Origin of the sequence: Kitasatospora sp. NPDC093550 (assembly GCF_044764985.1) — a bacterium.
In the GTDB taxonomy this organism is placed as follows: Bacteria; Actinomycetota; Actinomycetes; order Streptomycetales; family Streptomycetaceae; genus Kitasatospora.
In genome coordinates this window covers 56662-77052 of record NZ_JBIWJF010000018.1, presented here as the reverse complement: position 1 = coordinate 77052, position 20391 = coordinate 56662, and the positions used below count along the sequence as shown (strand labels likewise).

The 20391-nt window shown below is 73.0% G+C and carries 19 protein-coding genes; 8 read left to right on the top strand and 11 right to left on the bottom strand.

Annotation, left to right across the window (positions count from 1 at the left end; genetic code table 11):
* The first annotated feature begins 4 nt into the window (after positions 1-4).
* A complete protein-coding gene (locus ACIRD3_RS26895; RefSeq protein ID WP_402221441.1) occupies positions 5-688 on the top strand; it encodes a hypothetical protein in 684 nt (227 codons plus the stop codon).
* A gap of 130 nt (positions 689-818) precedes the next feature.
* Here ACIRD3_RS26895 and ACIRD3_RS26890 read toward each other — a convergent pair whose 3' ends face one another.
* From ACIRD3_RS26890 to ACIRD3_RS26845, 10 genes are all read right to left on the bottom strand, one after another.
* Positions 819-1643 (bottom strand): aminotransferase class I/II-fold pyridoxal phosphate-dependent enzyme, encoded by an 825-nt coding sequence (locus ACIRD3_RS26890; protein ID WP_402221438.1) that lies wholly within the window; start codon positions 1641-1643, stop codon positions 819-821.
* A 184-nt stretch (positions 1644-1827) separates the two neighbouring features.
* The gene (locus ACIRD3_RS26885; RefSeq protein WP_402221436.1) at positions 1828-3213 is read right to left on the bottom strand and encodes a nucleotidyltransferase family protein; all 1386 of its coding nucleotides are present in this window, start codon (positions 3211-3213) and stop codon (positions 1828-1830) included.
* An 80-nt stretch (positions 3214-3293) separates the two neighbouring features.
* Complete coding sequence (locus ACIRD3_RS26880; protein ID WP_402221433.1) at positions 3294-3977, bottom strand: IMP cyclohydrolase; 684 nt, start codon at positions 3975-3977, stop codon at positions 3294-3296.
* Positions 3978-3995: 18 nt separating this feature from the next.
* A complete protein-coding gene (locus tag ACIRD3_RS26875; RefSeq protein WP_402221430.1) occupies positions 3996-4556 on the bottom strand; it encodes an orotate phosphoribosyltransferase in 561 nt (186 codons plus the stop codon).
* Positions 4553-5236, bottom strand: coding sequence for a dTMP kinase (locus tag ACIRD3_RS26870; protein WP_402221427.1), 684 nt, complete (start codon positions 5234-5236; stop codon positions 4553-4555). Before ACIRD3_RS26870 ends, ACIRD3_RS26875 begins: the two co-directional genes overlap by 4 nt.
* Positions 5237-5238: 2 nt before the next feature.
* Positions 5239-5802, bottom strand: coding sequence for a phosphoribosyltransferase family protein (locus ACIRD3_RS26865; RefSeq protein WP_402221424.1), 564 nt, complete (start codon positions 5800-5802; stop codon positions 5239-5241).
* Positions 5796-7220 carry a class I adenylate-forming enzyme family protein gene (locus ACIRD3_RS26860; RefSeq protein WP_402221422.1) on the bottom strand — a complete coding sequence of 475 codons (1425 nt, stop codon included), beginning with the start codon at positions 7218-7220 and terminating at the stop codon, positions 5796-5798. Before ACIRD3_RS26860 ends, ACIRD3_RS26865 begins: the two co-directional genes overlap by 7 nt.
* A complete protein-coding gene (locus ACIRD3_RS26855; protein WP_402221419.1) occupies positions 7213-9357 on the bottom strand; it encodes a beta-ketoacyl synthase N-terminal-like domain-containing protein in 2145 nt (714 codons plus the stop codon). Before ACIRD3_RS26855 ends, ACIRD3_RS26860 begins: the two co-directional genes overlap by 8 nt.
* A 3-nt stretch (positions 9358-9360) precedes the next feature.
* Positions 9361-9615: an acyl carrier protein gene (locus tag ACIRD3_RS26850; RefSeq protein ID WP_402221416.1), complete on the bottom strand. Its 255-nt coding sequence runs from the start codon at positions 9613-9615 to the stop codon at positions 9361-9363.
* A 37-nt stretch (positions 9616-9652) separates the two neighbouring features.
* A complete protein-coding gene (locus ACIRD3_RS26845; protein ID WP_402221414.1) occupies positions 9653-10300 on the bottom strand; it encodes a hypothetical protein in 648 nt (215 codons plus the stop codon).
* Positions 10301-10849: 549 nt separating this feature from the next.
* Here ACIRD3_RS26845 and ACIRD3_RS26840 point away from each other — a divergent pair.
* The 7 genes from ACIRD3_RS26840 to ACIRD3_RS26810 all read left to right on the top strand — a co-directional run bounded on the left by ACIRD3_RS26840 (position 10850) and on the right by ACIRD3_RS26810 (position 17912).
* Positions 10850-11923: a hypothetical protein gene (locus tag ACIRD3_RS26840; protein WP_402221412.1), complete on the top strand. Its 1074-nt coding sequence runs from the start codon at positions 10850-10852 to the stop codon at positions 11921-11923.
* Positions 11924-11950: 27 nt separating this feature from the next.
* Entirely contained in the window at positions 11951-13276 is a 1326-nt protein-coding gene (locus ACIRD3_RS26835; RefSeq protein ID WP_402221409.1) for a TldD/PmbA family protein, read from the top strand.
* Positions 13273-14610, top strand: a complete 1338-nt coding sequence (locus tag ACIRD3_RS26830; protein ID WP_402221407.1) for a metallopeptidase TldD-related protein — start codon at positions 13273-13275, stop codon at positions 14608-14610. The genes ACIRD3_RS26835 and ACIRD3_RS26830 overlap by 4 nt, the downstream gene beginning before the upstream one ends.
* A 299-nt stretch (positions 14611-14909) precedes the next feature.
* Positions 14910-15863, top strand: coding sequence for an ABC transporter ATP-binding protein (locus tag ACIRD3_RS26825; RefSeq protein WP_402221404.1), 954 nt, complete (start codon positions 14910-14912; stop codon positions 15861-15863).
* Positions 15860-16591 (top strand): ABC transporter permease, encoded by a 732-nt coding sequence (locus tag ACIRD3_RS26820; protein WP_402221402.1) that lies wholly within the window; start codon positions 15860-15862, stop codon positions 16589-16591. The genes ACIRD3_RS26825 and ACIRD3_RS26820 overlap by 4 nt, the downstream gene beginning before the upstream one ends.
* A gap of 39 nt (positions 16592-16630) precedes the next feature.
* Positions 16631-17398, top strand: coding sequence for an ABC transporter permease (locus ACIRD3_RS26815; protein ID WP_402221399.1), 768 nt, complete (start codon positions 16631-16633; stop codon positions 17396-17398).
* Positions 17399-17438: 40 nt separating this feature from the next.
* Positions 17439-17912 (top strand): CYTH domain-containing protein, encoded by a 474-nt coding sequence (locus tag ACIRD3_RS26810; RefSeq protein ID WP_402221396.1) that lies wholly within the window; start codon positions 17439-17441, stop codon positions 17910-17912.
* A gap of 6 nt (positions 17913-17918) precedes the next feature.
* Here ACIRD3_RS26810 and ACIRD3_RS26805 read toward each other — a convergent pair whose 3' ends face one another.
* A complete protein-coding gene (locus ACIRD3_RS26805) occupies positions 17919-20345 on the bottom strand; it encodes a non-reducing end alpha-L-arabinofuranosidase family hydrolase (RefSeq protein WP_402221393.1) in 2427 nt (808 codons plus the stop codon).
* Positions 20346-20391: the final 46 nt, after the last annotated feature.

The window sequence follows — 20391 nt, the reverse complement described above, 5'->3', positions numbered from 1 at the left end:
CACGATGACCGAGAACCAGACCGTCCAGCAGAAGTCCGCTCGCCGCAACCGGCTCGCCGCCGCGGCCTGCTTCGCCGCCGCACTCATCACGGCCAGCGTCGTCGGCACCCAGTCGGCCACCGCCGAGGGGGCCGCGCACAACGCCGCGCGTCCGGCCGCGGTCGCGGCCGCCGCGCCCGGCCTCGGCTCCGCCCGCCTCGTCCAGAGCGAGGACTTCCAGCGGGGCCTGAACCCGGTCGGCGCGACCGTCGAGCTGACCGGACGCCAGGGGCTGTCCGCGTGCTCCGGCGAGGAGACGATGCGCGACCTGACCCAGGGCAAGGCCACCGCGTACGCGTCCGTGACCTGGACCTTCGACACCAAGGGCCTGCTGCTCGAGTCGGCCGCGAACGCCCCCACCGGGACGACGGCCGACACCTGGGAGAAGCAGCTCGTCGCGCTCGTGCAGGCCTGCCAGGACGAGCCCGCCGGCCACTGGCACTACGGCACCGCCCACACCCTGACCGCCCCCGGCGGCAGCGGCCACTGGTACCCGGCCTACAACGGCGACGGCACCGTCAGCGGCGGGGTCGCGGTCCTGCGCAGCGGCGCCAAGGTCGCCGTCGTCGAACTCACCGGCCAGCCCGCCGACGCCCCGACCTACGTCGAAGGCCTCGCCACCGCAGCCCTGAAGCGCCTCGCCTCCTGAACGGCCGCCCGGCTCCGCCCGGGCCCCCGGGCGGAGCCGGCCCCGGAGATCGGAGAGGCTCGTACGCCCGGGGGACCTGCACCCCCCCGACCGCACGCCGCCGACGTCCCGGCCCGACTCCGCCGAGCGGTCACCGCGGAACGCAGAGCCCCGCCACCGCGAGGCGGGCGACGATGCCGGCGGCCGCCCTCGACTCGGCCTCGGTCACGCCGGAGAAGGCCAGCCGGACCGAGACCGCGGTCATGCCGAACGCCGAACCGGGGGAGACCCGGAGGCCGTGCTCCTCGAACAGGGCGACGGCCGCGGACTCGCTCGGGCCCGGCACGGCGAGGGTGACCGAGACGCCGGCCTCCAGGCCGGTGAAGGTCCAGCCCAGTTCGGACCGGAGACGGTCGAGGAACGCCCGTCGGGCCGCGACGGTGGGCTCGACGCACTGGACGTGGAGCGCGTGCGAAGCGGCGGCGTCGAGGAAGAACGCCCAGCTGCGCTGCCAGATCGTCGAGGGCCCGGACGTCCGCAGCCCGGCGGGGTGTTCGACGTCCTCCGGCCCGGTGACCCAGCCCAGTCGGCTTCCGCCCCCGCAGAGCTTGCTGAGCGAGTCCACCGACCACCAGGGAGCGGAGTGGTGTTCGGCGCCCGCCGGACCGGCACCGTCCTCGGCGTCGAACCAGCGGTACACGCGGTTGACCCACACCTGATGCCCGGCCAGGACCAGGTCGCCGAGGAGGGCTCGCTCGGCCGCGGACAGCGAGCGGCCGTCCGGGTTGCGTCCCGGGCTGGTGAGCCAGAGGGTCATCGGTGCGGTGGCCGTCCCGGCCAGGGAGAACATCTCGCCCCAGGAGAGCTGCCGGACCACGCCGTGACCGCCGAGCAGTTCGGGGATCGGGGCGAAACCCGGGCGCTCGACGAGGCACCCCGCGGTGCGCCCGGCCCGGACGGCCGCGGTGGCCCGCACTCCCGCGGTGACCGAGACGCGGCCCGGCGGCGCACCGTAACGCTCGGTCAGTCGTTCCAGGAGGAGGAGGTCCCCACCCGGCCTGGGCGGGCCCCAGGCTCCCTTGCTGCGCAGTGCGGATTCCTGTGCACGGCCGAACGCCGTCAACAGCGCGTCGGACCAAGGGCGTTGGGGACCGGTGAGGTCAATCACCGGGACGCTGACGTGGCAGGGCGCGGGCGGCGCCCACCAGCCCGGGAGCCAGCCGGTAGCTCACCGTGGCCACGAAGGGCTCACCGTCGACCACCAGGCAGCTGCCGACCGCGGTGTCGGCGCGCACCAGCCCGGGGTCGTCGACCAGGTGGGCTCGCCGGACGACCGTCGCCGCGGGGTGGGCCGCCGTGGACGAGCCCTCCGCCAGGGCGTCGGCGAGGTCGACCGGCACGAGCCGGACGCAGGTCGAGGTGTCGAACCGCTCGAGCAGATCCGGAGCCCGGTCGACCCGGTCCAGGCTCAGGCGCAGCCGCTTGCTGTAGTAGGCGTACGCGCCCGCCGCGGTGCGCAGGGCGGGCACCGTTCCCTGGGCGCGGGTCACCCGGAAGGCGTGCACGGTGGTCGCAAGGTAGCGCCGGTGCCAGTCTGGCCGGTCCAGGCGGGGGCGCGGCTCCAGCCCGCGGGCGCGCGGCAGCCGACGGAGCGCCTCCGTCTGCCGGGGGGTGAGCAGCGAACTGAGGCGGAGCTTGTCGACGATGTGGCCGAGGAACTGGGTGAGCCCGGCGTCCTCGACGAGCGTGCGGAACCGTCCCCAGTCGAAATCGTCCCGGTCGAGCGCCGACAGCAGGTCGTTGGTGTCCTTGATGGTGACGAAGTGGTCGCCCGCCGCGTTGTTGACGCCGCCGGCGAGGTTCTCCTCGGCCGGCATCACGCTCAGCCCCGGGCCGGTGGCGAGCCCCGGGGCCCGGTCGAGGCCGAGCCGGGCGCAGTGGCGGACGGAGTAGTCACCGAAGTGGACGTCGACGTTCAGCAGGTCGTCCGCGCCGTTCGGGGCCAACAGGTTGATCTGCCCGTAGACCAGGTGCGCGGCGCGGTCGTACTTGAGCCAGGGAAGCTCGTCCGGGTTGAGCCGGTAGCCGTACCCCTTCCGCAGGGCGGCGGCCAGCCGGCCGGCCTCGGCGCGGCTGTGGACGTAGAGGTCGAGGTCGCCGAAGTCCCGCTGGGCCGGATCCGCGTAGCCCCGGCGGGCGGCGAGACCCTTGAAGGCGAGGACGGGCAGGCCGAGTTCGCGCGCCAGGGTGTCGATCCGGTCGAGGTTGGCGTCGAGGACCGCGTGCATGTGCCGGATGCGCGCCGCGCGCGGCTCCAGCAGGTCCAGGCAGCGGGCCACGGTCCGGTGCACGCGGAACGGTTCGAGCCTCGCCACCACGATGCTGCGACAGCGCTGCCGGCCGAGGACGTCGGCGGCTTCGTCGGCGCCGAACGCCTGCAGGGCCTGGATCGACTGCTCGATGGTGAAGCGCGGCTGGATGCTGCACAGGCTGAGCAGTTCGGGCAGCCGGGCGTCCGTACGTCGATGGGGTGTCCAGGGGCGCAAGGCGGGCTCCGTGAGGATGGGCGTCGAGGGGGTGGGCCGGGCGCCGCGGGGGTACGGCGCCCGGCGGGGAGGCGGGACCGTCAGGCCTCGCGGCGGAGCGCGGCGGCCGGGCCCTTCGCGGGGTCGAGGACGACGGCGGCGACCCGGTACTCGGGGTTCAGGGCGGACCAGATCTCGTCCAGCAGCTCGGCGCCGGTGGTGGCGTCGACGGTGGTCTCGTCGAACGGCGCGGCGACGAGGACGGTCCGGCCGTCCGAGCGGTACGTGGTCAGCAGCACCGCCTCGCCGGGTTCCAGGTCCTGCACGGTGAGCGTCATGACGTTGGTGGACAGCCGGGATCCGGTGCTCGGTCGGGCCGCGCCGAGCACCGCGGTCCGACCGCCGTCCCGGCTGAGCAGGGCGGTGATCCGCGAGGTGCGGATCGGGGCGTCCGGCTCGTACTCCAGCCCGCCCAGCGAGTCGGCGGCCGAGGCACCGGCCCGCAGGCGCTCGGTCACCTGGGAGACCTGCTCGCCGTTGCCGAACACCAGCCAGTCCGGGGTGCTCTGGGCGGCCGCGTAGTGCCGGAGCGGGTCGTGGCCGGTGGGGGCGATCGGCCCGACCACCAGGTCGTCGCCGTCCACCCGCAGGGCGCGGTCCTTGGACGCGGCACTGCGGCCGGTGAGGAAGTAGCCGCCCAGCACGGAGCCGGAGCGGGTGCGCGCGCAGAGCACGCCCCGGCCCGGGTACGGGTTCGACGACAGCAGGGTGGTCAGGTCGGTCATGGGTGGTGCTTTCCTTCGTCAGTTCGAGTCGCGGCCGGGGCCCGAGGCCCGGAGCTCGTCGAGGGTGAGCAGTGCGTGGAGCGGAACGCCGAGCTCGGCCAGGCGTTCGGCGGCCCCATTCTGGCGGTCCACCACCACCCAGGCACCGACCACCCGGTGGCCCAGCTCGCGCAGGCGGAGCGTGCCGCGTTCGAGGCAGGCGCCCGTCCCGGCGACGTCGTCCACCAGGGCGAACCGGCTTCCGGGCGGGACGGCGGTGCTCAGCACGCCGGTGACGCCGTGTTCCTTCGGCTCCCGGCGCAGGGTGCGGGCGGGCAGTCGGCGCCCCCGGGCGAGCGCCGCGAGGGAGACGGACATCGCCAGAGCGCTGCCGGCCGCCACCTCTCCGGCGACGTGGTCGGCTTCCGGGGGGATGCGCCGGGACAGTTCCTCCCCGACGGCGGCGAGCACCGACGGCTCGCCGAGGATCCGGTGCCCGTCGAGGTAGTCGGCCAGCAGGGTGCCGTCGCCCCGCCGACCCCGGACGAACGGGCCGGTGCGGTGGATCGCCACCGCGAGGCCCGGCTCGCGCGCCGTCACCGGGCGCCCTTCGCGGCGAGTGCCTCGTCCACCCAGCGGCAGACGGTGTCCGCCGTGTCGGCGATCCCGGTCACCGAGGTGTCGATGCCGCGCAGGACGCCGGCCGCTTCGAGGCTGCGGAAGCCCTCGTATACCCGGCCCATGTGGGCCAGGTCGATGGGGCGCTCGGCCTCCTCCGGCCTGGCGCGGATGCGCGCGACGGCGGTCTCCAGCGGGCAGTGGACCAGGACCGCCAGATCGGGCCGCGGGAGGTGACCGGCGGCGTCGAGGAACCAGGGCTCGCACTCCTGCTCGCGCGCGATCAGGTTGGCCAGGGTCGTGTAGACGTAGCGGTCGCAGACCACCACGCCGCCCGCCATCAGGTGAGGGAGCATCACCGCGTGGGCGTGGTAGAGGCGATCGCCCAGGGTGACGAGGTAGAGCGCGCGGTACAGCTCCTGGCGGGCGCCGCCGATCTCGGAGAAGCCGCGGAACACCTCGTGCGCGCGGGCGCTGGGCGTGGGCTGGAAGGTGTCCAGCACGTCGTGCCCGGCGGCCCGCAGCCGCTCGCCGACCTGGCCGAGCAGGGTGCTCTTCCCGGCGCCGTCGGTGCCTTCGATCACCAGCAGCAGGCCGGGGGTCTCCAGGGGGCTGAGCGCGGGGAGACCGGCGGGGTCCACCGTTCGCGTCGTGGCGGTCATGTTCACGAGATCCCTTCGACGACGTGCACCTCGTCCGGCGCGACCTTGATGGTGAGCAGCGACCGGACGGGGACGCCCAGCTCGCTCTCCAGCAGTTCCCGGCCGCCGTTCCCGGCCTTCTCGACCACCACGGCCACCTCCGTCACCTCGGCGCCCATGTCCCGGACGGCCTCGATCAGCGCGGCGACCGTGCCGCCGGTGGAGAGCGTGTCGTCGATGACGCACACCCGGTCGCCCGGCTCGATCCCGTTGACGTTCAGGGTGTTGCGGTCGTACTCGCTGGAGAACGAGATCGTCCGGCTCGGGAACTCGTACGGGTAGTGCCGGGCCATGGCCAGCGGCAGCCCGGTCAGCAGGGAGAAGGCCGTGCCGATCGGGGCACCCTTCTCCTCCTCGACCAGCACCTTCGTGACCCCGGACAGGTCGACCCTGGTCCGCAGGTGGGACGTGACGTACTGGAGCAGCTCCGGGCGCAGGGCCGGGAGCTGGTCGCACAGCTCGTTCACGGTGGTCAGGTAGGAGCCGGTGTTCAGAACACCGGCCCGCTGGTACACGTCTCTCAGCATGGGGCGCCGCCCTTGTCGAAGCTCTGTCGGATGACATGGAGGTCAGGCTTGCCCGAGGCCGTCCGCGGGGCCGACGGCACGATCTGCCAGCGGCGCGGGACCATGAAGGGGCTGAGCCTGCGCCGTAGGTGGTCGGCGAGATCACCCGGACGCACGGTGTGCGGATCGCCCTCGACCAGGGCTCCGACGATCTCGCCGCGCAGCGGGTCGGCCAGGCCGAGGACCACCGCGTCCTGGACGTCCGGATGCTCCAGGAGCGCGGCTTCCACCGTGTGGGGAGCGACCTTGGAGCCCGCGACGTTGATCAGGGTCTTGGTGCGGCCGGTGAGGTGGAGCAGGCCGTCCTCGTCGAGGTGGCCGAGGTCGCCGGTGTCGACCGCCGCGGACGTCCCGTCGAGGCCGGGGACCGGGACGAACCCGCCGTCCGGGCCGATGTAGCGCGACGGGTTGCCGCGCCGCGCGATGACGATCCGGCCGGGCCGGCCGTTGGCCACCGGGCGGCCGGTCTCGTCCACCACGGCGATCCGCACGCCCGGCAGGGCGTGGCCGACCGAGGAGGGGACGTCCCGGGCCCGCAGGTGGTTGACGGTCGCGATGCCGCCCTCGGACAGGCCGTACTCCTGCACCAGCGGGGTGCCGGTGGTGTCCAGCCAGTCGGCGGCGAGGTCCGCGTGCAGGGGTGCGCCGCCGGTCATCGGCAGGCGGATCCCGGCGAGCGCGTCGGCCGAGGTCCGCGCCGAGCGCAGCAGCGCCCGGAAGACGTACGGCGTGCCGCACAGGACGGCGGGCCGGTGCCGACCGGCCAGTTCGACGAGGGCCGTCGGGTCGAAGGTCGGGACCACGACGGTGGGCGCGCCGACCGTCAGCGCGGCCAGGAACAGCCCGGACGCGAAGCTGTGCGCGACCGGGGTGCCGCACAGCACCGGGCTCTCGGAGGTGAGCCCGAGGCCGTCGGCCACCGATCGTGCCTCGTCGAGCAGGTTCTCCTCGCTGCGGGGCACGCCCATGGCCGAGCCGGTCGTGCCGGAGGTCAGGTGGACCAGCGTGGCCTCGTGCCACCACGGCTCGCCCGGGCGGACCTCGCCGTCGAGCGGCTCGACCGTCTCCCCGACGAGCACCGCGGCGGAGAAGGCCGCGGCCTGGCGGAGCACCGAGGAGCGCGGCACGGCCGGGGGGAAGCACACCACGGTGGTGCCCCTGGAGCGCAGGGCGAGGAAGTCGATCATCCAGGCGGTGTCGCTCGGGCGGTGCAGGGCGGCCACGTCCGTCCGCGGGGCGGCGGGCAGGTCCGCGGCGCGCCGTGCCACCGCGTCGGCGAGCTGTCGCCAGGTCAGCTCGGTGTTCCGGTCGGCGATCGCGAGTCGGTCCGGCCGCCGGGCGGCGTGCCGGTTCAGCAGGGAGAGGAAGGCGTCAGACACGATCGATCCGTTGGTAGCGCACGACGGCGGAGGGGGCGGCCTGGGCGGTGGTGACCACGATCAGACCGGCCGGCGGACCGGCGGTGAGGTGGGCCATGGCCCGCAGGTGGCCGTCGAGGGGGGAGGCGGCACCGGCGGCGGAGGCGATGGGCCGGCAGCGGGAGCCCAGGGTGGCCGCGAGTTCGTCGCGGACCGGGTCGTCGAGGCCCGCCGGGTCGAGCCAGACCTCGTCCACGGGGCCGTCCGCCTCGAGCCGCCGAACGGCGGCCAGCAGCGCGGCGGCGGTCCTCGCCCGGGTAGTGGGGGCGAGCCGGCGGTGGTCGGCCAGCTCGACCAGGCTGCCCGGGCGGACGGCTTCCGGGGTGCCGAGCAACAGGGCCGTCGCGGCGGAGGGCACGTCGGGATCGGTCTCCAGCCGCCACAGCCGGTTCTCCGGGGCGTCGTAGGCCGCCGCGAGTACGGCCCTTTCCCGGCCGGCGCGCACGCAGTCGGCGGCGCAGAGCAGCGCTTCGACGCCCCCGGTCGCCCCGATGAACGCCTCCAGGCGGCCCGTGATGCCCAGCGCGGAGGAGCACTGGGAGGCGGCCACGTTGAAGGTCGAGCGGGCGAAGTCCATGGGATCCACCGCGCGGCCGCCGGCCCGGAGCATCGCGGCCCTCATCCGCGCGTGGTTGGCCTGACCACCGAACGCCGTCCCGGTGAGCAGCCCGCCGCGCCGCGCCGTTTCGGCGCCGTCCGGGCCGGCCGCACCGAGCACCGCGCCGAGGGCGTCGCCCAACAGCACGGTCACCGGGTCGGGGACGGGCGTACGGGCGAAGGCCGGGCGGGGGGACCCGCCGGCGTCGACGGGATCCACCACTGCGCCGGGGAAGCCGAGAAGCCGCACCGGGCGGTCCTGGCCCGCCCGGGCCGCGAGGTGGACCAGGACGCGCTGACGGGCGCGCCGGCGGGCCGGGGCCGCAGCCGTACCACCGGGTCGGTCGAGCACCACGGTGCAGTTGACGCCGCCGAAACCGGAGGCGTGCACCAGGGCGGGTGCGGGCGGCTCGGCGAGGGCCGCGCCGTCGGACAGGGTGAGATGACCGAGCTTCGGGTCCGGCTCCGTCACGCCGACCACCGGCGGGAGTTGGGCGCGGCGCATGGCGTCGATCGCCGCGATGGCGGAGAACAGTCCGGCCGCGCCCTCGGTGTGGCCGGATCCGCTCTTGGTGGCGGTCACCACCGGGCCGGCGTCCGGCCCGAACACCTCGGTCACGGCTGCCGCCTCGGCCGCGTCGCTCGCTCCGGACGCCGTCCCGTGCGCGTGGTAGACGCGGATCAGGTCGGGGGTGAGGTCGGCATCGACGAGGGCGGCCCGCAACGAGCGGGCGATACCGTCGGCGCTGGGCGTGGTGATGTGGGCGGCGTCGCTGCCGGCGCCCCAGCCGGCGAGGACGGCGAGGACCTCGGCGCCCCGGGCCCGGGCGTGCGCCTCGTCCTCGACGATCAGGAAGGCCGCGCCCTCGGCCAGGACGAACCCGGACCGGTCCGCCGAGAACGGGCGCGTGGTGGACGGGCTGAGCAGCCGCATCGAGTGGAAGCCCGCGAAGACGATCTCGGTCAGGACGTCCACCGCGCCGACCGCCATCAACGGCGCCTGCCCGTTGCGGATCCGCTCGCCCGCCCAGGCGAGGGAGCCGGTCGCGGAGGCGCAGGCGGAGGAGAGGACGGCGTGCGGGCCGTCGAACCGCCAGCGCTCGGCCAGCCGCAGCGCCGGGCCCTCCTTGCGCAGCGCCGTGGTGTCGGTGCCACCGGAAAGCGGCGGCCGGCCGGGTTCGAGGGTCTCCTCGGGCAGGTGCCACCCGGCACTGGTCGAGGCCAGCACCAGGCCCGCCTCCGGCACCGACCCCGCGACCAGCCCGGCCTGCGCGCAGGCCTCGGCGAGGGCCCGCTCGGCGAGCTCCGCGGGCAGATCCCGGCTGTCGGCCGGCACTCCGGCGACAGCCGCGTGGTACACACCGGAGGTGCGGTAGCCCGCGGGGTCGAACACCCGGGGCGGCTCGCTCGGCCGGCCGGTGCGCAGACCCGCGGAGAACGCGGCGACGCCCGGACCGAAGGGCGAGACGCACCCCAACCCGGTCACGACGATCTGGGACATGGATCAGGCCGGGCTTCCGGTCGCCTGCAGCCGCTCGACGAGGAGGGCGAGGTCCTCGACGCTGTGGACCGCGTCGAGGTCGGCGTCGTCTATCTGCACGCCGAAGCAGGTCTCCACGTCGACCACGAGCGAGAGCCGCTCCAGCGAGTCGATGCCGAGGTCGGTCAGCAGGTCCGACGGCTGGATGTCACGTCCCGCCAGCTCCTCGCTGCGTCTGTGCAGTGCTTCGCAGAGCGGAGTGAATGTCGAAGGGTTCACAAGTGACTCCAGGATGGGGCGGGTTTGCGGTGTCTGGTCAGTGGAAGTCCGGGTCGACCCGGCCCATGTGCAGCAGGCCGACCTTCAACTGCCGGTCGGGGCCGTAGGTGTTGTAGAAGGATCCGGCCTCGATGTCGAAGATGCGGGCGTTCGGCTGCCGGGACCTGCCCCGGACGAACAGCGTCAGGCAGGGCTCGTCGTCACTGTCGTTGATCACCTGGTGCGCCAGGCCGGTGGCCATCGAGTTCGTCATGCCGGCCGTCAGGATGTGTTCCCTCAAGGGCTCCACGCGGCAGGTGCGGTTCTCCTCGTCGAGGTCGAACACCTCGAACTGCCGCTCGCGGTAGGCGCCGCTCAGGATGACCGTGCTGCAGTCCCACTTGTGGCTGTGCACCTTCTCGACCGCCCCGCCGTTCTGCCGACGGCTCTTGAAGCGGTGCAGCCGGACTCGGAACCGGTCCTCGGGGTCCATGTGGATGACGAACTTGTCCATCAGGATCCGCGGGTAATTCGAATGGGGCGCAAGCGACTTGAAGAGATCGTCGTCCGCGACGATCTGCTCCGTCCGTTCCCGCAGGATGTCGTGGTGGGCCGCGGCCTCATGCAGGATCCGCTCGACCACGGGTGCCTGAGTGCCGGCGTAATCGGCGGTGGACCAGTCCACCTCGCACTCGAGTGCACGCACGAATTCATTCCAGCGCAAAGAAACTCAGCCTCTAACCGTGGATCGATCGAGATCCGGCCTCCCCGGTGGAGGCCAGCCCAGGGGAAGCCGCGGTCGGGCCGGTCGACGCCGGTCCGCCCTCGCATATAGCACATCCCCCGACACCATGGCTCTTGGAGCTTTATACGAACTCAGAAGCTGTCCAGCCAGGTTGGGTGAGAGGATCACACGGTTGCCTGAGCGCTGCCAAGTGTTTTCGGCCAGCCGGCCATGTGGCCTGGATCACAGTGACGGACTGTGCTTGACATGCCTACACTCACCGCTGCGTCAGCCCGCCGAGGTCGTCCAGTCCTGGTCACGCCGGCAATTGCGGGGCCGTCCACTCCTGGTCGCGTCGGCAATTGCGCTACCAATGCGGGCATTTGACGGGGGAACTGTCCAAGGGGGGATCGTGGAAGCCGAATCGCTCCACCGCCCCTCGCTCCGGCCGTCGGCATTCACGCTCCTGAAGGGGCCGCCGCGGCCCGCACGTGGCGCGCGATCAATTCCGGGCCGCATCAGGGAGAACGCATGAACACGCCCGATCTGGCCGCCATCACCGAGCGGAAGCTCGCCGCCGTGCAACCGGTGGCCGCCCGCCTGCTCGCCGAGGAGGACGTCGTCGACGCCTACTACGGCGGCAGTCTGATGGCGGGGCTCGGCACCTCGCGCAGTGACGTCGACCTGTTCGTCCTCTCCGACCGGAAGACGGGCCCCCTGCCCGCGCAGCACATCCACGACCGCGAGCGGCTCGACGTGGAGGTGCGCAGCACCGCGGACATCCAGCGGCTGCTGGAGAAGTTCGCCACCTACCGGGTGGTGGACGGCAACTGGTCGCAGGCGACCCCGGTCAAGGACATCGACGACGCGGTGCGCCTCGCGCACAGCCGGCCGGCCACCCCGGACGGCGAGGCCGCCCGACTGCGGGAGGCCATGCGCGACCGGCTCCCGGTGCTGCGGCAGCTGCTGATCAACCGGGCCTCGATCGAGTGCCTGATGATCATCGAGGACCTCTTCGGCGCCCGGGAGATGGGCGACTGGGGCGCCGTCGGCCTGCTCGGCCGGAACCTCCTGATGGAGGCCCTGCAGGGCTACTTCGTGGGGTGCGGCGAGCCGTACATCGGCCACAAGTGGGCCTACGTGAAGCTCGACCGGGTCGGTACGGCCAACGGGCTCAAGGACGTCGCCGTCCCGCTGCTGGAAGCCGACGTCAGCACCCCGGAGCGCGCCGCCGCGGTCGCGGACGAGCGGATAGCCCTCGCCCAGAAGCTGCTCTCGGTCGCCAGCACCCTGGGCTGGAACTCCCCCGACGCGGCCTGGTGGACCCAGTGGTCCGGCGGCCGCGGCGGCCTCGGCCGGGAGCAGGAGTGGGTGCCGATCCGCTTCGGCGACGACGTGAAGTACGAGAGCCCGAACGCCCGGATGCGCCAGCTCACCCCGGAGGCGACGGTGCTCTGGGCCGCCCTGGACGGACGACCGACGCAGGACGGCGTGACCCAGGCGGTTCGGGCGCTCGACCACCTCGGCAGCCCGCAGCGGACCGACCTGGTCGCGGACTTCGCGGAGCGCCTCGCCACCAGCGGCCTGGTGAGACCGCTCGTCTGAGCCGAACCGCGCCACGGGGGAGAAGACATGATCGACCAGCGACCGGTGGGAGCCGGCCCCGAGCCGGAGCTCTACACCTCGGCGACCCGCAGGTTCGCCGCGGCGTTGGTGCAGGACGGCATCGACGAACTGTCCGCGGCCACCGACCGCGGGACGGCCCTGCGGTACCCGTCGGAGCGGGGCGGTCAGCGGCACGAGGTCGTGACCGGGAACCGGCTCCCGGCCGTCCCGCCGGAGTTCCGGGACCTCGCGGCGGGGCACCAGGAGCTGGTGGAAGCCGGCGCCGACGCGATCCACGAGGGCGCGGTCGCACCGGCCGCGGCCGTCGACCTCGCCGTCCGGATCCGCGACTCCGCTCGCCGCGCCTGCGCCGACATCGGGTTCGTCCAGGTCCGGGTCGAGGAGTTCGCCCAGCACATGACGGTGAGCCGGCCCGGCCTGTCGCCGCGCGGCGAGACCCGCCGCTGGGTCCGCCTGGTGGTCCGCACCACGGCCGGACGCGACGGTGTCACCCGGACCGCGAGCCTGCTGGCCGCGGCCCCGGACTGGGACGAACTGGTCCGCGGCGCCGAGCAGCGGTGCCCGGGCCGACGGGCGGCCGAGGCGGCGACCGGACTGCTGACCGCGCACCCGCTGCCGGACGGAGAGCTGCCGGTGGTCTTCGCCGGCGCCACCGCGGCGACGTTCGTCCACGAGGTGTGCGGACACGTGCTCGAAGGGGACCTCCTCGCGGACCGCCGGTCCCTGCTGGCCGGTCTCGCCGGCGCCGAACTGGCGACCGGCGCCCTGACCGTGTCCGACGACCCCCGGATCGCCGGCCGGTGGGGCTCGTACACTGTGGACGACGAGGGGTCCGAGGCCGTGGCGGTGACCCTGATCGAGGCCGGGCGACTGGCCGGACAGATCACCTGCCGGGCGTCCGCGGACCGGCTGGGCGTGCGGGCCACCGGCCACGGCCGCCGGGCCGACTACCAGCGGCCGCCGCTTCCGCGACTCACCAACACGGTGGTGCAGGCGGGCCCGGAGCGGCCGGATGCCCTGCTCTCCGGGATCGGCCACGGCGTGCTGGTGACCGAGGTGGCCGGCGGTCACGTGAATCCGATGACCGGGGACTTCACCGTCCAGGTCGCGGCCGCCCGCGCGATCCGCGCCGGACGGCCGGCCGAAACCCTCGGGGCCGGCGTGATCCGCGGCAACGTCCGTACGGCCCTGGCCGGGATCGGGGCCGTGGCCGACGACGTGGCGGTCGTCGACTCCGTGTGCGTCAAGCGGGGACAGCGCATGCCGGTCTCCTTCTCCTCCCCGAGTCTGCTCGTCGAGCAGGGGCTCCAGCTGTCAGGAGGACGGCCATGACGGACGGTCCGACGTACGCCGAGCTGGCCGGCACCGCCCGCGCCGTGCTCGCGGAACGCCCTCGCGGCAGCGACATCGAAGTGTGCGTGCGCTCCGAGGAGCGGGCGGAGCTGGTCGCCGAGGGCGCCGGCGGTCCGCGGAGTTCGGTCGGCAGCGGAACCGGGGTCGCCGTCCGGCTCGCCGTCGGCTCGCCGCCCCGGATCGGCTTCGCCGCGACCTCGGACCTCTCGCCGCACGGGTTGCGCCGGGTGGTCGAAACCGCCCGAGCCCTGGCCGGAGCGGCGCAGCCCGGCGGCTTCCTACCGGAACCGCCCGTCGCCGCGGCCCCCGCCGCGCGGGTGGGCGCAACCGCGGACGGACCGGCGATCGGGCCCGCCGACGCCGACCGGCGAACGCTGTTGGACGGACTCCTCGACGAGGCACGGGCCACCGGTCTGACCCCGGTGACCGCCGCGGTGACCGCCGCCGCGCACCACCAGGTGGTGCTGTCGAGTCGGGGGATCGAGGCGCACTCCTCCCTGGGCTGGAGCCGGGCGCACATGACCGCGCAGGTGGCGGGCCCCACCGGCCGGCCGCGGCAACTGCTCGGCGTGCGGCTCGGCGAGGGACGCGACGCGAGCGGGACGAACGGGCTGGTCCCGGGTCTCGCGGCCGATCTCCTCCCGCAGCGGGAGCTCCCGCTGACGCCGCTGCCGGACGGTGTTCCGCTGCTGTTCGAACCGTTCGCGGCGGCCAAGCTGCTGAGGCCGCTGGTCTGGGCCCTGGACGGCGGGGCCGTCCGGGCCGGCAAGTCCCCGGTTCGGACGGGCACCGACCTGCTGCCACCCTGGCTGGAACTGGTGGACGACGGTCGCCCGGACGGCGGGCCGTTCGGCGCGGACACGGACGACGAGGGCCTGCCCACCCGCCGGGCCCGGCTTACCGGGGCCGGTACGGTCACCGGCACCCTCGACCGGTGGTCCCCGGACCGGCCCGACGGTGGCGGGCAGGCCCGTCGCTTCGGCTGGGCCGAGCCGCCGCGTGCAGCGGCCTCGAACCTGCGCCTGAGCGCCACCGGACCGGTCGGAGCGGCCCCGCCCGGGGAACGTTTCGTCCGAGTGCTGGACGCCACCGGGATCGAGACCTCGTACAACCGCGCCACCGGGGACTTCCGCGCGCAGCTGCAGGGCTGCCTCTGCGCGGCGGACGGCACACCGACCGGTTACGTCCAGGCACCGTGGTCGGGAAATCTCGTCCGGATACTCCGGAGAATCTCCTGGATCGGTTCCGAATACCGCTGGTTCCCGCTCGAATCGGCCATCGGCGGCGCCGCCATGGGAATTGATCCGGAATAGCAGACAAGCCTTCCGACAGGCGGTGCGGAATTACCGCACCGCCCATTCGGCATGCCTTTTTCCAGGCCGTTCCGAGATTTTTTCTTTCCGGCGAAACAGTGCTGGCCATTCCCGGGCCGGACTGCTAGCGTTACCGCAAGCTTTGAAACAGAAAGGGGGGTGAACAATGGGCGACATCATCGAGTCGGAGGAGATCCACCACAACAACGCTGCCTGAGCGTGGTGAATCCCGGGTGGCGCGACCGCGGAGCGGCGCGCCACCCGGCGCGTGAAATACCTGCCACCCCGACGAGGAAAACGTGGACACCGCTTTCGCCATCGAGGCATCCGGGCTGACCAGGACGTACCGGGGCTCCCGGAAGACCGCCCCCCGCACCGCGCTGGACGGTGTGTCCTTCCAGGTCCCCGAGGGTGCGGTGGTCGGTCTGCTCGGGCCCAACGGCGCCGGGAAGACCACCTGCGTCAAGATCCTCACCACCCTGCTCGAACCGACGGCCGGCCAGGCCCGGGTGCTCGGCCACGACGTCGTCGCCGACCGCCGCGCCGTGCAGCGCCTGGTCGGCGTCTCCTTCGGCGGTGACAGCGGCCTCTACACGCGACTCACCGCGCGGGACAACCTGCGCTTCTTCGGCACCATGTACGGACTCTCCGGTCGCGCCCTCGACAGCCGGGTCGACGACCTACTGGAGCAGGTGGAGCTGTCCGACCGCCGCTCCGACCGGGTGGAGACCTTCTCCTGGGGCATGCGCCAGCGCCTGCACATCGCCCGGGCGCTCGTCCACGACCCCCGGGTCGTCATCCTCGACGAGCCCTCGTCCGGACTGGACCCGCGCTCCGTGCGCGGCCTGCGGGACCTGGTCCGCACCCTGCGCGGGAACGGGCGCACCCTGCTGCTGACCACCCACGACCTCGCCGAGGCCGAGGAGCTGTGCGACTCGGTGCTCATCCTCGACGGCGGGCGGATCGTCCGGGAGGACTCCCCGGCCCGGATGCGCGCGGAGAGCGCGCGCAGGCTCGGCTCGTGCATCGAGCTGACCCTGACCGGTGATCCCGGTGAAACGTTCCTCGCCGAGTTCCCCGCCCTGGTCCGCTCCCAGGTGGACGGCTTCGACTACCGGCTCTTCTGCACGGACGCATCGGCCGGACTCGCCTACGTGATGAGCCGGGTACCCGGGCTGCTCCAGCTGGTGGAGGTCGCACAGCCGTCCCTCGAGGACGCCTACCTGGACGTGCTCGACGAGGCGATCGCGTGATCCGGGCCTTCACGTCGGGGCTCGTCGCCCAGCTGCGGATCTCGTCCATGACCCCGCTGGCGATCGTCTCCGCGGTGCTCAGCCCGATGGTGTACGGCATCCTCGTGGTCAGCAGCGGTTCCGCGCCCGACATCGGCCTCACGCTGGGCATCGCCGCCGCCGGCATCTGGACCACGACCCTGACGTCCGCGCTCTTCGCCGTGCTGGAGGAGCGCCGGAGCCGGACCCTGCAACTCCTCGTGACCGTGCCCGCGTCGATGGCCTGGCCGCTGCTCGGCCGGGTGCTCGGCGGCGCGGTCCAGGGGCTGACCGCCGTGCCCGCGAGCGCCGTCACCGTCAGCCTCATCTGGGGCGTGCCGGAGATGGGCGACCCGGTCGTCCTGCTGGGCGCCCTCGTACTGGTCACCGCCGGATGCACCGCCATGAGCGCCTTCCTGGTCGGATTCCTCGTGCGCTACCGGTTCTTCGCCGGAATGGTGAACGGCTTCTTCGGCCTGGTCACCTTCCTGACCGGCATGTTCGTTCCCGTTTCGGCGCTGCAGCCCTTCGGCCGGTACCTGGCCGAGCTGCTGCCGCCCACCTGGGGAATGTCCGCGGTGCGCGACCAGTCCTATTCCGAGCTCGGGATAGGCTGCCTGGTCCTCCTGGTGTGGCTGGTGGCCGCGCTGTCCTATCTTTCCGGCGCGGAACGGCGGGTCCGCAAGATATCGTCCGCGTTCTTCGCGTGATGGCGTCCGGTCGGAACACCCGTCGATCTGGAGTTCACCATGCGTAGGTTCTGGCTGTCGGCGCAACTCTCCTACCGGGCGCTTTTCACCTGGCTCAACCCGGCCGGATACGTGGCGTCGCGATTTCTCTCGCCCATTTTCGCCGCGCTGCTCTTCGGCACGGTCGCCGAGCATTCCGGCGGCGCGGTCGAGCGGCCGGTGGTCGGCGGGGCGCTGATGGCGGTGACCGCCGCGGCGGTGTTCGGCGTCACCCTCGCCGTCACCAACGAGCGCTTCTACGGAACGCTCAGCGCGTGGCTGTCGTCCCCGCAGGGTCTGCTCGCCAGCATGCTCGGCAAGTCCGTGACCCATGCGGTGGACGGACTGCTCAGTGCCTCGGTCACCTTCCTGGCGAGCGCGACCGTCTTCGGTGTGGCGATCTCGCCGGAGGACGGGTTCTCCCTGCTGCTCAGCGCCCTCGCGGCGTCGATCGGCGGCGTGGGCATGGGGATCGTGCTGGCCGCGCTGGCCGTCGCCCTGCGCGACACGTTCACTCCCGCGAACATCGGCCAAGCGGTCCTGACCGTCGTCTCGGGCGCGTTCGTCCCGGTCGACCGGCTGCCGGCGTTCGTCCGGGGCATCTCGTCCGTACTGCCGCTGAGCCATGCGATGGACGCCGCCATGGCCTACCTGGCGCACGGCCGGGTCGACTGGCGGGCGCTCGGCATCGAGTGCCTCGTGGGGCTGGCCTGGGGCGCCGTCGGCCTGGTGCTGTTCGCGCGGATGACCGGGCAGGCACGACGGCACGGGACCTGGAACCTGGTGTGAGCCGCGCCGACCGGCTCGGCTCGGCAGTGAGGAGAACGTCGTGGGTATCGAGATCGAACGCAAGTTCCTGGCGGACCGTCCGGCGCTGGAACCGCCCCTGCCGCGGGCGGAGCGGATCCTCCAGGGCTATGTGACGATCGGCCGGAAGGAGGTCCGCCTCCGGAGCCACGGTGACCGGTTCTTCCTGACCGTCAAGGAGGGTGCGGGCGTCCTGCGCTCCGAGTACGAGGTGGAGCTCCACCGGGAGCAGTTCGCCGAGTTGTGGCCGGCGACGGACGGCGCGCGCCTGGAGAAGACGCGCGCCGCCGTGCCGATCGGTTCGGCCGTCGCCGCCCTGGACGAGTACCGGGGCCGGCTGGAGGGCCTGCGGACCGTCGAGGTCGAGTTCGCCTCGCTCGCCGTGGCCGAGACGTTCGAACCGCCCGCCTGGTTCGGGGCGGAGATCACCGGACAGGACGGGTACCGCAACCAGGCGCTCGCCGTCCTCCCCCGGTGGAGCGCCCGCGACCGCTGAGACCGGTCAGCGCTGGAGGGTGAGGAGGCCCGGCCGCCAGGGCAGCTGGTCGTAGGGGCCGGTCGCGGCGGGGGACTTGCCCTGGTAGAGCAGTCGCAGGTTGCAGGGGTCGATGGTCATGGTCTGGTCCGGGTTGTCGCGGACCAGGTCGCCGTGGCTGATGTCGTTGGTCCAGCCGGCGCCGCTGTTGGCCTTGCCGGCGAAGGGGCTGCCCTCGCTCGCCGCCTGCGGGGTCCACGAGCCGTTGAGGCTGGTGGCGGTGAAGGAGCGGAAGTAGCGCTGCTCGCTGGCGCCGCGGGCCTCGACGATCATCAGGTACTGGTTCTGGTCCTTGACCTTGTAGACCTGCGGCGCCTCGAAGAGGTTCTTCACGCTGTCGGTCATGACCGTCGTGTACGAGGAGCCGAAGTTGCCGGGGAAGTTCCCGATCGGCATGCTCGCCCGGTAGATGCTCCCGTTGTCACCCGCGAAGAACAGGTACATGTTCTGGTCGTCGCCGATCAGGGTCTGGTCGATCGGGGCGGCACCGCCCGGGAGGCCGCCGGTGAACAGCGGCTGCGGCGCGGACCAGCCGTTGGGGTTGGTCGGGTCGCTGGAGGTGCGGTAGATGAAGGGCCACTGGCCCCACTGGTAGGCCAGCACCCAGATCTTCTTGGGCGCGAAGTAGAACAGGGTGGGAGCCACCGCGTTCTGGTTCATCCCGGTCTGACCGGCCGAGGCCATGGACGACCAGTCGGTGAACGGGGCGAAGGCCATCGAACCGTACGAGGAGCCGTTCACGGTCGAGGCGTAGACCAGGTGCTTGCCGTTGTAGACGACGTCGGTGAAGTCCTTCAGCGCGCCCCAGCCGTTGGCCGGCTGCGCGAGCGCGCCGGTCGAGGACCAGTGGTACGTCGACGGCAGGGCGCAGGTGCTGCTGCCGCCGGCCGGCGCCCCGGACGGCTTGAAGGTCCAGTGCTGGTTGGCGGCGCCCCAGGAGTCCCAGATCTGGACGGCGGTGCCGTTGGCGGTCTGGTTGCCCGGGGTCTCCAGGGCTCGGCCGCTGGCGACGTTGGTGAGGGTGTGGGAGCCGTCGCTGTTGCGGGCGGCCTTCCAGTGCTGGTTGGCGCCGTTGTTGGCGTCCCAGACCTGCATCTTCGTCCCGTTGCCCGTCCGGTTGCCCGGCTCGTCCAGGACCCTGCCGCTGGCGACGTTGGTGAGCGTGTAGGAGCCGTCGCCGTTCCGGGTGGCCCGCCACTGCTGGTTGGCGGCGCCGCTGGCGTCCCAGACCTGGAGCGGGGTGCCGTTGCCGTTCTGGCCGGCGGGCTCGTCGAGGACGCGTCCGGTGGCCGCGCCCGTGAGGGTGTAGACGCCGCCGGAGGTGATGTCCCCGTCCGGCGTGCCGCCGCCGGCGCCCGCCAGGGTGGTGAGCACCGAGCCGTAGGCGGGCTTCTTGTTGCCGTTGCCGTCGAACAGCAGGGGGTTCTCACCGGTGCGCCAGGAGTCGCTGTCGCGGATGCCCCAGACGGTGATGCCGGTGCAGCGGGGGACGTCGAGGCAGGCCCGGACGGCATCGGTGTAGGCGTTGGCGGAGGCCTGGGCGATGTCGAGCTCGGTGAGCTGGACGTCCACGCCGAGGGCGGCGAAGTTGGTCAGGGTGGTGCGGAAGCTCGCCGGGGCGCCGCCGGCGCCGAAGTGGCTCTGGAAGCCGACGCAGTCGATGGGCACCCCGCGGGACTTGAAGTCCTTGACCATGCGGTAGACGCCCTGGGTCTTGGCGTCGGACCAGTTCTCGATGTTGTAGTCGTTGTAGCAGAGCTTGGCCGCGGGGTCGGCGTTCCGGGCGGTGCGGAAGGCCTCCTCGATGAAGCCGTCGCCCAGCACGTCCTGGAAGACCGAGCTGCGGTGGCGGCCGCTGCCGTCGTCGCTGAAGGCCTCGTTGACCACGTCCCAGGCGTAGATCTTGCCCTTGTAGTGGGACGCCTCCTGGGTGATGTGGTTGTCCATCACGCCGCGCAGCGTGTTGGCGTCGTTGATGGACTTGACCCAGCCGGGCAGTTGGGAGTGCCACACCAGGGTGTGGCCGCGCATCTTCTGGCCGTGTGCGGCGGCGTGGTTGACGATCGCGTCGGCGGGGCCGAAGTTGAACGATCCGCGGGAGGGCTCGGTGCTGTCCCACTTCATCTCGTTCTCCGGGGTGATCGTGCCGAACTCCCGGTCGAGGATGGTGGAGTAGGTCGAGTCGCCGAGCCGGCCCGTGGACACCGCCGTGCCGAAGTAGCGGCCGCTGCCGGCGGCCGCCGCACCCAGCGTGGTCGGCGTGCCGGAGTTCGGCGTGAACGCGGCCTGCGCGATCAGCGGTACGGCCGCGCCCACGGCGGCGAGGGCCACGGCGACGGCGATGACGCGGCGGGTGGGCGGACGGCGGCGATGAACACGGTTCTGGTCTGACAACGGCTTGTCCCTCCGACGCTGTGGGCCTCGATCTGGGCCTCGGTCA